At 66.5% G+C, this 11,436-nt stretch carries 12 protein-coding genes and 1 riboswitch; of the genes, 7 read left to right on the top strand and 5 right to left on the bottom strand.

Annotation, left to right across the window (positions count from 1 at the left end):
• The coding region (locus G3N93_RS24410) for an AraC family transcriptional regulator (protein WP_206134141.1) at window positions 1–835 on the top strand (835 nt) is incomplete at its 5' end.
• Between the two features lie 89 nt (window positions 836–924).
• Window positions 925–1,118: riboswitch (cobalamin riboswitch) on the top strand.
• A gap of 339 nt (window positions 1,119–1,457) precedes the next feature.
• The gene (locus G3N93_RS24405; RefSeq protein ID WP_206134140.1) at window positions 1,458–3,386 is read left to right on the top strand and encodes a TonB-dependent receptor domain-containing protein; all 1,929 of its coding nucleotides are present in this window, start codon (window positions 1,458–1,460) and stop codon (window positions 3,384–3,386) included.
• 244 nt (window positions 3,387–3,630) lie between these two features.
• Here G3N93_RS24405 and G3N93_RS24400 read toward each other — a convergent pair whose 3' ends face one another.
• The 3 genes from G3N93_RS24400 to G3N93_RS24390 are packed head-to-tail and all read right to left on the bottom strand — an operon-like array spanning window position 3,631 to window position 5,859.
• Window positions 3,631–5,130: an FAD-dependent monooxygenase gene (locus G3N93_RS24400; RefSeq protein ID WP_206134139.1), complete on the bottom strand. Its 1,500-nt coding sequence runs from the start codon at window positions 5,128–5,130 to the stop codon at window positions 3,631–3,633.
• A gap of 16 nt (window positions 5,131–5,146) precedes the next feature.
• A complete protein-coding gene (locus G3N93_RS24395) occupies window positions 5,147–5,554 on the bottom strand; it encodes a VOC family protein (RefSeq protein WP_206134138.1) in 408 nt (135 codons plus the stop codon).
• A complete protein-coding gene (locus tag G3N93_RS24390; protein WP_174940892.1) occupies window positions 5,551–5,859 on the bottom strand; it encodes a helix-turn-helix transcriptional regulator in 309 nt (102 codons plus the stop codon). Before G3N93_RS24390 ends, G3N93_RS24395 begins: the two co-directional genes overlap by 4 nt.
• A gap of 230 nt (window positions 5,860–6,089) precedes the next feature.
• On the opposite strand from G3N93_RS24390, the gene G3N93_RS24385 reads away from it, so the two are divergent.
• From G3N93_RS24385 to G3N93_RS24370, 4 genes are all read left to right on the top strand, one after another.
• Entirely contained in the window at window positions 6,090–6,935 is an 846-nt protein-coding gene (locus G3N93_RS24385; RefSeq protein ID WP_206134137.1) for a GNAT family N-acetyltransferase, read from the top strand.
• 95 nt (window positions 6,936–7,030) lie between these two features.
• Window positions 7,031–7,603, top strand: coding sequence for a TetR/AcrR family transcriptional regulator (locus G3N93_RS24380; protein ID WP_174940888.1), 573 nt, complete (start codon window positions 7,031–7,033; stop codon window positions 7,601–7,603).
• Between the two features lie 29 nt (window positions 7,604–7,632).
• Window positions 7,633–8,628, top strand: a complete 996-nt coding sequence (locus G3N93_RS24375) for an alpha/beta hydrolase (RefSeq protein WP_206134136.1) — start codon at window positions 7,633–7,635, stop codon at window positions 8,626–8,628.
• A gap of 23 nt (window positions 8,629–8,651) precedes the next feature.
• The gene (locus tag G3N93_RS24370; RefSeq protein ID WP_206134135.1) at window positions 8,652–9,062 is read left to right on the top strand and encodes a DUF6331 family protein; all 411 of its coding nucleotides are present in this window, start codon (window positions 8,652–8,654) and stop codon (window positions 9,060–9,062) included.
• Window positions 9,063–9,068: 6 nt separating this feature from the next.
• Here the strand turns inward: G3N93_RS24370 and G3N93_RS24365 are convergent, their stop codons facing one another.
• On the bottom strand, window positions 9,069–9,701 hold the full coding sequence (locus tag G3N93_RS24365) for a LysE family translocator (RefSeq protein ID WP_206134134.1): 633 nt from the start codon (window positions 9,699–9,701) through the stop codon (window positions 9,069–9,071).
• A 116-nt stretch (window positions 9,702–9,817) separates the two neighbouring features.
• Between G3N93_RS24365 and G3N93_RS24360 the strand changes: the two genes are divergently transcribed.
• Entirely contained in the window at window positions 9,818–10,279 is a 462-nt protein-coding gene (locus G3N93_RS24360) for an Lrp/AsnC family transcriptional regulator (protein WP_174947914.1), read from the top strand.
• 123 nt (window positions 10,280–10,402) lie between these two features.
• Here the strand turns inward: G3N93_RS24360 and G3N93_RS24355 are convergent.
• The coding region (locus G3N93_RS24355) for a collagen-like triple helix repeat-containing protein (RefSeq protein ID WP_206134133.1) at window positions 10,403–11,436 on the bottom strand (1,034 nt) is incomplete at its 5' end.

Raw genomic sequence — 11,436 nt, 5'->3', positions numbered from 1 at the left:
CGAAGTCGACCTGATGTGCCGCTGCCTGCTGAGCTGCGCGACGCTAGCCGACGCGATCCGCTGTGCGCGCGAATTCGGCGAGATGCTGACGCCGCGCGCCGGCGCGCTGTCGCTCGCCGTGCGCGACGGGCGCGCGACCTTCCGGATGGATTCGCTGCGCCGCACGCGCAGTCCGGCCGCGTGCCTCGTCGACCTGACGGGGTTGTTCTGCTATCTGCAGTTGTTCGGCTGGCTGATCGGGCAGCCGTTGCGGCCGACCGACGTGTGGCTCGGCCATCCGCGCCGCGACGACGCGATGCCGCTGCTCGGGCTGTTCAATGCGCCGGTCGAAGTGGGCCGCAAGACCTACGGCTTCGCATTCGATGCCGCGCGGCTCGAATGCCGTGTGATCCGGCAACCGGCCGAGCTCGACGCGTTTCTCGTCGATTTTCCGTTTCGCCTGATCGATGCGGCGCCGGCCGTCGTGGCGTGGACGCAGCAGGTGCGCGGCTTTCTCGATGCGGCGCTCGCACACGAGCAGGCGTTGCCGACGCTCGCCGAGCTGGCCGCGTGGCTAGGCGTGAGCGAGGCAACGTTGCGGCGGCGGCTGGTGGCCGAAGGAAGCGGTTATCACGCGCTGCGCGAGCAATGTCTCGCCGAGGCCGCACAACGTTGTCTGCGCGAGTCGGACTGGCCGATCGCGCGGATTGCCGCGCATCTCGGGTTCGGCGGCGAGGAAGCGTTTCGCCGCGCGTTCGTGAGGTGGACGGGTATCGCGCCGAGCCGGTTCCGGCGCGATTGCATCGCAGCGAACCAGCCCGTTTCGTCAGACATGAAACACGGCGCCGACGCATAAAAGAAAGGATTTCGAAAATATTTGCGCGGTAATGACGTTTTTTCGCATCCCCGCGCGGCCGGACAATTGACGCGCCGGAGCGCACGCCATTACCCTTGCGCGCTGATGGTTCCCGGAGACGGGATCAAAAGGGAACGCAGGAGAGGCAGCGCCTCCAATCTGCGGCTGCCCCCGCAACTGTGAGCGGCGAATCCGTGCCACTGCATGCCACTGGGAAACCGGGAAGGCCGGCACGAATCAGGACCCGTGAGCCAGGAGACCTGCCATCGACCCGAGGTCCAAGCAGCCGCACCGGGCGGGGTGTCCCGATGCGCCAACACCGCCTTTGGCGGTGCCCGTTGCATGGACGGCCCGACCTCAGGATCCGCCCGATGTCCACCGTTACCGCATCCGCTTCCGCACCGGAAGCGTCGCGCCGGCACGCCGCCGGCATGCACGGCCCGCCCGCTTGCGCGCGCCGCTCCCTATCGATCGCGTCCGCCGGCATGTGCCGAGCCGACGCCCGCGACTGCGGCCTGCCCGGCCCGACCGCGCGACAGCCCGATCACCGACCACAAAACCGGTGCTGCCCGCCGCCCGCCCACGATCGACGCATGCGCAGCCCGACAACAACGACAGCCTCATGAAGATTCGACACCTCCTTGCCACGTCCGCCGCGACTGCGCTCCTCTCGCCCCTCGCCCACGCCGCCGGCGAGACCGCGGTTTCGCAACCGGCCCCGGCTGCCGAAGGCGCCGACCTGCCGACGATCAACGTGACCGACACGCGTCGGCTGCCCGAGTCGTTCGACCAGCGCTATGCGACGACCCAGGTGCTCACGCGCACCGATCTCGACCGGCTGTCGCCGAGCGATCCGAGCATCACGCAGGCGCTCGCGACGCTGCCCGGCGTGACCGTCTCGCAGAACGGCGGGCCCGGTTCATCCGCGTCGGTCAGCATCCGCGGTTCGTCGGCAAGCCAGGTCGCCGTGTTCATCGACGGCATCCGGATCGGATCGTCGACCACCGGCATCGCGCCGTGGGCGGACCTGCCGACCGAAGCGTTCGAACGTGTCGAAGTAATCTCGGGGCCGGCCGCCGCGTCGTTCGGCGCCAATGCGATGGGCGGCGTCGTGCAACTCTTCACGCGCCGCGCGGCCAACCAGCCGAACCAGACCACCGTGTCGTTCGGCGGCGGGTCGAACAAGACGTTCGACACGCAGCTGCGCACGTCGGGCACGGTGCCGTCGACCGGGCCGCTCGCCGCGCTCGGCGGGCTCACCTACTCGCTCGGCCTGCACTCGTACAACACGGCCGGCATCGACGCGACGCGGCCCTTTGCATACGGGCATGAGGCAGGCCGCAACCCGTACCACGCGCAGGATCTCGATGCGCGCCTCGGCTACGCGCGCGACAACTGGTCGATCTCGACGTTCGCGCTGTATCACCGGTCCGATCTGTCCTACGACAACAGCGGCTATGCGAACCGCCAGCTCGATCATCAGCTGACGACCGGTATCGCGTTCCACCTCGACATCACGCCGGACACGCAGTTCGACCAGTCCTTCGGTTATTCGAACGATCGCGGGTTCATCTACGCGAGCGATCCGACCATCCCGACCGACCAGATCAATTCGCAGCGCATCAGCACGTCGACGTCGCTGACGCATCAGGAGCGCGGATTCCATCTGTTCGGGCTGCCGCTGTCCGGCGAAACCAAGCTCGCGTACGACTTCACGCGCGAGCAGGCATTCCTGCCGGTCGACATTCCGAACGGCGTGCCGACGCGCAATGATTCCGCGTTCTCGCTGCATCAGTCGGCAACGCTCGGCAGCGTGACGATGTTCCTCGCGGGGCGTCACGAAATCATCGCCGGCCAGTCGGTGAATACGGGCAATGCGGCGCTGTCGTGGGCGATCACGCCGGTGTACACGGCGCGCGTGTCGTACGGCAATGCGTTCAAGCTGCCCACGTTCAACGACCTGTATTACCCCGGCTACGGGAATCCGAATCTCAGCCCGGAACGCAACACGTCGGTCGAGGCTGCGGTCGATGCGAACACGTCGTACGGTACGTTCACGGCCGCGATCTATGACACGCGGGTCACCAACCTGATCGCGTACAACCCGGCGACGTTCTCGCCGGTGAACATCGGTCGCGCGCATATTCGCGGAATCGACCTGTCGTACAAGGGGACGATCGGCCGTTCGACGCCGGTGAGCCTCGCGGTCGGGATCCTGAATCCGCAGGACGAAACCAACGATTCGTGGCTCAACCGCCGGCCGCGCCAGACGGTCAGCCTCAACATCGATCACACGTGGGATGAACTGCACCTGCATGCGTTGAGCACGGGCGCGTCGCTGCTTTACGGCGGCACGACGTTCGACGATCCGGCGAATTCGACCTATCTGCCTTCGTACCTGACGGTGGGGCTGCGTGCTTCGTACCGGATCAACTCGCACGTGACGGTGTCGGCGACGGTGTCGAATCTGTTCGATCGGCAGTACATGACCGCGTATGGGTACAACACGCTCGGGCGGACGGCGTTCGGGAAGGTGACTTATACGTTCTGATGGGGTAACGCGAAGGCCTTGACGTGTTGAGCGGCACGGCCCCGGTCGGAACATACGCCGGGGCCCGCGCGACCGGGCTTGCGCAACGGCTGCTTCGGCCGCGAAGCGCACATGGCCGTCCCACACCAGCCGGCAAGACTCGACGGCGCCCACTGCGGGACAAAACGCGGCGCCCTGGCCGCACCTCCCGGACGACTGGTACGCCGTGTCGAAAACGTCATCCGGCGCGATGATGACGACACGCCTACCGGGGAGGCCCAAACCAGGTGTTCATCGCATTCCGAAGGCCGTCCTGTGTGTCGATACCCGCCCACGCGACATATCCATCGGGCCTGATCAAAACGGATGTCGGCGCGGCAACCTGGCCTAGCGCGGGCAGATCCCATGGGCCGTCGTACCGGGCGTGAACCCGTTCGATTCGATCCGGCCAGCCCGTGATATCGACGCTACCGGGTGCGCCGAGATTCAATAGCACCGGCCGAGCGTTCCGGAGCAGCGCAAAGACGCGCACGGAACCGTCAGCCGTAATCAGATCGAGGTCCGGCATGCGGCGACCGATCAGCGGATGCCCTTCCCCGAGTGCGTAACGGATCCCGAGCCCGGACATCTCGGCGGCGACGCGCTTGCGAAGCTCATCCATGCGAAGCCATTCCGCCGCGACTTCACGCAATGCTTCGGTGCTGTCATCGGTACGCTGCAACGCAACCTGCGCCATCGTCGTGCGCAGCACGCGGGCCGCAACCGGATGTTGCTCGGCGTGATACGTATCGAGCAGCCCGTCGGGCGACGTTCCTTTCACCACCTGGGCCAGTTTCCAGCCCAGGTTCACCGCGTCCAGCACGCCGATGTTGAGGCCCTTTCCGCCCACCGGAGAATGCACGTGCGCGGCATCGCCGGCCAGGAGAATGCGGCCGTTGCGGTAGGTGGCCGCTTGTCGCGCCATGTCGGTGAACCGGGAAATCCACGTCAGGCTATGAACGCCGTAGTCGGTTCCGCATGCGGCGACGAGTGCTTCCTTCAGCTCGTCCAGCGTGGGCTCGGCTTTCGCGCCGACTGCCTTTTCAGTCACCATGACGCCGACGGGGCCTTCGGTGGCAAAGACGATCTTGCCGTCGCGAATTTCGTACGCCTCGCGCCCGAACGCATGGATACCCAATGCCGTGCGATGGACGCCCAACGGCGGCTCATCGGTCATCTCGCACTCGGCGAGAATGCTGCTGGTCGTCGCATCCCATCCTGGAAACTCGATGCCGGCGCTTTTGCGAACGAGACTCCGGCCGCCATCGCACCCGACGAGATAGCGCGCCCGCAGTGGCGCACGACCGGACAGCTCGATGGTGACGCCCGTGTCGTCCTGCGCGAAACCCGTCACTTCACAACTGCGATAGATCGGTACCGCCAGCTCGTCGACCCACCCGGCGAGAATGCGCTCGATATGTTTCTGGCGCAGCCCGAGCACGTAGTTGTGCCGGGTCGGGAAATCGCTGATGTCCAGGCGAATCGACGCAAACCCGGTGACTTGCGCCTTCTGGCCTTCGGCGAGGAACCGCTCCACGATGCCGCGTTGATCGAAGATCTCGAGCGTCCGCGCAATCAGCCCGCCGGCGCGTGAACCCGCGAGCGTCTGATCGGGGCGGCGTTCGACGATGGCGACATCGACGCCGGCCAGCGCCAGCTCGCCGGCCAGCATCAAGCCGGTGGGGCCGCCGCCGGCGATGACGACCTCATGTTCCGTGACCTGCATCGACCACCTCGCGAAATCAATGTGACGGCGCTTGCTTGTCCTTCATCTCGATGAGCTGAATCAGGTTTCCGCAGGTATCGTCGAACACGGCCATGCGGACCGTGCCGGCATCCATCGGGGGCACGGTGAACCTGACGTCCTGCGCGCGCAGTTTCCTGTATTCGGTGTCCAGATCATCGACCTGGAATGAGGCCGCGGGTATGCCGTCTTCGACCAGCGCGTTCTTGAACGGGCCAACCGCCGGGTGCTCGCTCGGCTCCAGCAGCAGTTCCGTTCCACCAGGCGCTTCGCTCGATACGACGGTGAGCCAGCGGTGCTCGCCCAGCGGCACGTCATGTTTCACGACGAATCCGAGCGTGTTCGTGTAGAAGTCCAGCGCCCTGGACTGGTCGTCGACAAAGACGGACGTGACGTAGATTCTCATGGGTTCTTTCCTTCCTCGAGATGTCGCTGAAGCCAGATGTCCGCCGCTTCCCGCAGCGGCTGGAGATCGAGAGAATGGATCTTGGTTCGGCCCGACCAGGAGATGCGAACCAGCCCGGCCTTCTCCAGCATGTCGAGATGCTGGGTCACTGCCTGCCGGGAGATGGCTTTTTCCCCCGTTGCAACGGCTACCGCGCAAATCTGGAAAAGCGACTGATCGGGCTGCTCGCGCAACCGATCGATGATCCTGCGGCGGATGGGGTCGGCAAGCGCCTTGAAAACATGGTCAAGCTGTTCGGCGTTCATTGCGCATGATATGCAATGATTTTATTGCATGTCAACCGCAGGGAATCCGGGTTTCGCGGGGCGCGGCTGAGTGGCGCCCGTCGACGGCGCGGACCGACCTTCCCGCTCTGGCACCCGCCCTTGGGATTATGATGGCCCGATCGGCAGCCACGGCGCTGCCTGCCCGCGCTTCACCGATGCATTGACCGTCATGCAACGCGCCATCCTGAGCGCAGCGACTGGGGTGAACCATGGATCAAGGCGGAGACTTCATCGTGCGCACCATGTCGGCCGACGACGTAGCCCTGTCGGTCGAATGGGCGGCTGCGGAAGGCTGGAACCCCGGCCTGCACGATCCATCCTGTTTCAGGGCAGCAGACCCGGCCGGGTTCTTCGTCGGCGTCTGGCGCGGCGAACCGGTCGCGTGCATCTCGGCTGTCGCCTACGACGACCGCTTTGGCTTCATCGGTCTCTACATCGTGAAACCCGGGTTTCGCGGCCAAGGTTTCGGCATCCGAACCTGGCAGCATGGCATGCGTTACCTCGGCGACCGCAACATCGGGCTCGATGGCGTCGTAGCCCAGCAGGCGAACTACAGGAAGTCCGGATTCGCGCTCGCGTACCGCAACATCCGCTACGAGGGGCGCGTGAACGGCATCGGGTGCGCGCACGTGGCGGCCGCGGCCGACGTACCGTTCGAGCAGTTGCTTGCCTACGATCGCGAATGCTTTCCCGCCGCGCGCGAGCGTTTCGTCACCACCTGGATCGCGCAGCCGGATGCCGTTGCGCTCGCGACGATCGACGGCGGTCGAGTCGCCGGCTACGGTGTCGTGCGCCGTTGCAGGACGGGCTGCAAGATCGGCCCGCTTTTCGCCGACGACTCAGGCGTTGCCACCGGGCTGTTTCGTGCGCTTGCGGCGCACATGCCCGGCGAGGTCATCGTGCTCGACGTGCCGGAAACGAACCCCGCGGCCGTCGCACTGGCGGAACGGCACGGCATGACGAGCGTGTTCGAAACCGCACGGATGTACACGAAAGAAGCGCCGGCGATTGCGATCGAGCGCGTGTTCGGGGTGACGTCGTTCGAGCTGGGGTGATCGTCACGAACATGGCGGAGGCCGAGTTCGTGAAATTGACATCGCCATCGAAACTAATAGAATTAGGTTTTTGACTAATTCGAGTAGCATTCGCCATGCCACGCGCCGGCATCACCCTGGACAAACTCGTCGAAGCGGGCGCGCAGCTCGCCGATGAAACCGGCTTCGAGCACCTGACCGGTGCCGCCCTCGCGCGTCGCTTCGACGTCAAGCTCGCCAGCCTGTACTCCCACGTCCCGAGTTTCGACGACCTCAAGAGCCGCATCGCCCTGTTCGCGCTGAAGGAGCTCGCCGATCGCGCGACCGACGCCTTGGCCGGCCGCACCGCCAAGGACGCGCTGACCGCGCTCGCCAACGTCTATCGCGACTACGCACGCGAGCACCCCGGTCGCTTTGCTGCAGCGCGCCACCCGGTGAGCGCCGAACGCGCCGCCGAAAGCGCGGGCGGCCAGCTCGTCAGAATGACCTCGGCCGTGCTGCGCAGCTACGACATTCCGGAAACCGAACAGGCGCATGCGATCCGTCTGCTCGGCGGCTTTTTCATGGGCTACGTCACGCTCGAAAGCGCGGGCGGCTTCTCGCACAGCGCACCGGCGTCCGACTCGTCGTGGTCGCGCAGTCTCGATGCGCTGGACGTGATGCTGCGCCACTGGCCTTCTGCCGCATGACTCGTCCAACGTCCAACAGAACCGAATCGATGAAAGACAAACCCGATGGCGTCGTCCTGCCGAGCCGTGTCGTCCCCTTCCCGGCCTCGATCAGCGAAGAAGCGCGAACCGCGCTGCAACGACTGGTCGGCAACGACGGCGTGCCGCTGAACGCACTGCACGTGATGCCGCCCCCGGACGATTTCGACGCATGGATGCGCGTGAAGGCGGCCGCCGACGCGCACTACGCGGCGGCCATCGAGCAGCTCGGCGGCTATCTGCGCTCGCGCGTGGAGACGATCCGGGCCGGTGCGGCGGACGTGCATGTCGCCACGCCCGAAGCGGCCGCTTCCGGCGAATGCGCGTACATCGAATTGCATGGCGGCGCGCTGGTGCTCGGCGGCGGCGCCGCGTGCCGCGCCGGCGCGCAGATGCAGGCCGACCGGCTCGGCATTCGATGCTACGGCGTCGACTATCGCCTGCCGCCCGAGCATCCGTATCCGGCCGCGCTCGACGATTGCATCGCGACGTATGCTTACGTGCTGGAGCGCTACGCACCCGAAAACATCGTCATCGGCGGACGCTCGGCGGGCGGCAACCTCGCCGCCGCGATGGTGCTGCGGGCCCGCGACGAAGGCTTGCCGCTGCCGGCCGCGCTGGTGCTGCTGTCGCCGGAAGTCGACCTGACCGAATCCGGCGACAGCTTCGAAACCAACCGTCTCGTCGACGTCGTGTTGCCGGCCTCGCTGATGCCGAACAACCTGCTCTACGCGAACGGCGCCGATCTCGCGCATCCGTATCTGTCGCCGCTGTTCGGCGATTTCGCCGCCGGCTTCCCGCCGACGTTCATCCAGAGCGGCACGCGCGACCTGTTCCTGTCGAACGCGGTGCGCCTGCATCGCGCGTTGCGCCGCGCGCAGGTGCCGACCGAGCTTCACGTATTCGAAGGGATGCCGCATGGCGGGTTCATGGGCGCGCCCGAGGACAGGGAACTGAGCCAGGAAATCGCACGCTTCGTGCGTGCGCATTTGCCGGCGTCGAATTGAATCCATCCGGCGAGCGTCAACCGATGAACGACAAACCGTACAAGAACGACATCAGCATCGGCCCGAATCGGTGGATCGAATTCGGCGATCTGTCGGGCGGTCAGGTCGCGATCGATGCCTGTCTGGCAGAGGTCATGCCTTTGCTCGATGCCCTGGAGACAGATTGTGTCGCCGCATGCTGCGGCATCGACGCATTCGGTTTCTGGCCGGACGAGATCGCGGTTGCGGTGGCCACGCGGGATCACGATGCGCTGGCGCGACTCGTCGACGATCTGCTGTCGGTTCAGCGTGCGATCGACGCGTTGCCGTCCGAGCTCGTCGTCAGCACGCGAATGAACCAGTATTTCCGGAAAGCCGTCGTGCTCGAGTTGCTCGCGCATCTCCGGACGACGGTCGACGCGATCCGGTCGCAACGCGATACACGCGATACGTAGACCGGCCTAAATGACCCCGCGCACGCCCGCGACGACCTGAATCACGCCGAATACGGCGATCACCGCGGCCGACACGCGCGACAGCCCGTGCATGAACGCGAACGACATCTTCGTGCGCAGCGCGGCGGTCGTACCGCTCAGGCACAGCCACCACGTTGCCGAACCGATGAACACACCGGCGACCATCAGCGCCACGGCCGACCCCATCGCCCCTTCCTGCGCCCCCGACAGCGGACCGAGCGCCGCGAAAATCCCGACGAACGACAGGATCGTCATCGGGTTCGACAGCGTCAGGCCGAACGTCGTCAGGAAATCGCGCAGGACGGTCGTGCGCGGCAGGTCGCGCTCTGCCGTCGACGCGGCCGGCGCCTGGCGCGCGACGGTCCACGCCAGCCACACGAGAAACGCGCCGCCGCCGATTTTCAACCCGACGGTCAGCATCGGGAATGCCGTGGCGATGCCTGCGATGCCGAGCGCACCGAGCAGGCCGTAGATCGCATCGGCGCACGCGGCGCCGACGCCTGTCGCGAATCCCGCCTGAAAGCCGCGGCTCAGGCTGCGCTGGATGCACAGCATGCCGATCGGCCCGACCGGCACCGCGATCGACAGCCCCACGACGACGGACTTGATGAACAGCATCGCCTGCTCCTTGCGACATGTAACGGGTGGAACAGGCATCGTAGGGAAAGTCCCGTCATCGCTGAATGCGGTTTTTAAGGAAAAATGGCCACTCCGCCTTAAAAAATCCCGCCGCGATGGACGATCTGGACTGGAAGGTACTGACGCTGTTGCAGGCCAACGGCCGCATCAGCTACACGGAGCTGGCGCGCCAGGTGCACCTGTCGGTGCCGGCGGTGACGGAGCGCGTGAAGCGGCTCGAAGCGGCCGGCGTCGTCGAGGGCTACACGGCCCGGATCAATCCCGCCGCGGCCGGCTATCCGGTCAGCGCCCTGATCGGCATCACGGTGCAGCAACCGGCAAAAGCGAAATTCCTCCGGCTGCTGGAGACGATTCCCGAAGTCGTCGAATGCCATCACGTGACGGGCGCGGACTCGTACATGTTGCGGCTCGCCGCGATCAGCATGACGCATCTCGAACAACTGATCGAACGCATCAACCTGTACGGCGAAACACGCACGTCGATCGTGATGTCGACGCCGCTGCCCGCACGCGGGCTGGCGCGGCCGCCGTCGCAGCGCGACGTCGTTCGCGATTGATACATCGAGAGGCCCCGTCCGATCCGCTTCCCGCAGGGGGATCATCAAGCAATTCTGGTCGGCGGTAACCGGCGGCCGATGTTCGTTTGGCCGGTTACCGCCGTGACGATCGAAATCGATCGACTACTTGCCGCCCAGGCCACCCAAGCCGCCCAGCAGGCCACCCACCAGCCCCGTAACGGGTGCGAGCGGGTTGGAGAGACCACCCAGCGGTGAGCCGCCGCCCGTACCGCCCGTGCCGGTCGCGGAACCGTTGTGGACGGTCGCCGGAATGCCGCCGACCACGCTCGTCACCAGGCCCGCAACAGGCACCGCGCCGTTCGCACCGTTCGGGTTCACGAGACCGCCCGCGTTGGTCACGGTGTTGCCGACCGCGCGAACGAGTTCACCGACGCCGCCGACCAGCGGCTGGGGCGACGTGGACGTGACCTTCCATCCCGCCGACGTGATCGCGCCGCCGATCTGTCCGAGCAGGCCCGCGACGGGCTGCCCGAGGCCGGTCGCCGTGCCGACCTGCTGCGTGACCTGGCCGACGGTCGTGACGAGCGGCGTGATCGCCGTGCTGATCGCCTGCGTCGTCTGCTGGACCGGGCCCGACGACAGGGCCGAGCCGAGCATGGTGCCGCCCGTCTTGAGGCCACCGGCGACGGTGTCGAGCAGGCCGCCGACCGGCGTCGTGAGCGGCGCCAACGGCGACAGCGGGCCGGTGCCGAGCGCCTTCACCGTGTCGCTGAGGCCGGTGACCGGGTTGCTGGTCGAGCCGACGATGGAGCCCAGCCCGGCGACCGTCGTACCGACGGGGTTCGCCGTGAAGCCGGTTTGACCGATGCCGTTGCTCACGGCGTTCGACGTGTCGCGGATGATCGTGCCTGCGCCGGTGACCGTGTTGCCGAGGCCGGTGGTCACGCCCTTGGTCGGTCCGGGCGGGCTCGTGCCGGTGATCGTGGCGCCGACGTCCATGACGACCGCGCCGACCGAGCTGATGATGCCGTTCGTGCCGGGGGTGCCGCTTGTGCCGCTGGTTCCGCTGGTGCCGCTCGTGCCGCTCGTGCCGCTCGTGCCGCTCGTGCCGCTCGTGCCGCTCGTGCCGCTCGTGCCGCTCGTGCCGCTCGTGCCGCTCGTGCCGCTCGTGCCGCTCGTGCCGCTCGTGCCGCTCG

This window comes from Burkholderia sp. Se-20378, assembly GCF_017104665.1.
In the GTDB taxonomy this organism is placed as follows: Bacteria; Pseudomonadota; Gammaproteobacteria; order Burkholderiales; family Burkholderiaceae; genus Burkholderia; species Burkholderia lata.
Note: the sequence above shows the minus strand (reverse complement) of the source record. Positions and strands in the feature narration are given on the sequence as shown.

Coding starts and splice junctions, on each gene's coding strand:
- G3N93_RS24405 (WP_206134140.1), top strand. CDS start 1,458: ATGAAGATTCGACACCTCCTTGCCACGTCCGCCGCGACTGCGCTCCTC.
- G3N93_RS24400 (WP_206134139.1), bottom strand. CDS start 5,130: ATGCAGGTCACGGAACATGAGGTCGTCATCGCCGGCGGCGGCCCCACC.
- G3N93_RS24395 (WP_206134138.1), bottom strand. CDS start 5,554: ATGAGAATCTACGTCACGTCCGTCTTTGTCGACGACCAGTCCAGGGCG.
- G3N93_RS24390 (WP_174940892.1), bottom strand. CDS start 5,859: ATGAACGCCGAACAGCTTGACCATGTTTTCAAGGCGCTTGCCGACCCC.
- G3N93_RS24385 (WP_206134137.1), top strand. CDS start 6,090: ATGGATCAAGGCGGAGACTTCATCGTGCGCACCATGTCGGCCGACGAC.
- G3N93_RS24380 (WP_174940888.1), top strand. CDS start 7,031: ATGCCACGCGCCGGCATCACCCTGGACAAACTCGTCGAAGCGGGCGCG.
- G3N93_RS24375 (WP_206134136.1), top strand. CDS start 7,633: ATGAAAGACAAACCCGATGGCGTCGTCCTGCCGAGCCGTGTCGTCCCC.
- G3N93_RS24370 (WP_206134135.1), top strand. CDS start 8,652: ATGAACGACAAACCGTACAAGAACGACATCAGCATCGGCCCGAATCGG.
- G3N93_RS24365 (WP_206134134.1), bottom strand. CDS start 9,701: ATGCTGTTCATCAAGTCCGTCGTCGTGGGGCTGTCGATCGCGGTGCCG.
- G3N93_RS24360 (WP_174947914.1), top strand. CDS start 9,818: ATGGACGATCTGGACTGGAAGGTACTGACGCTGTTGCAGGCCAACGGC.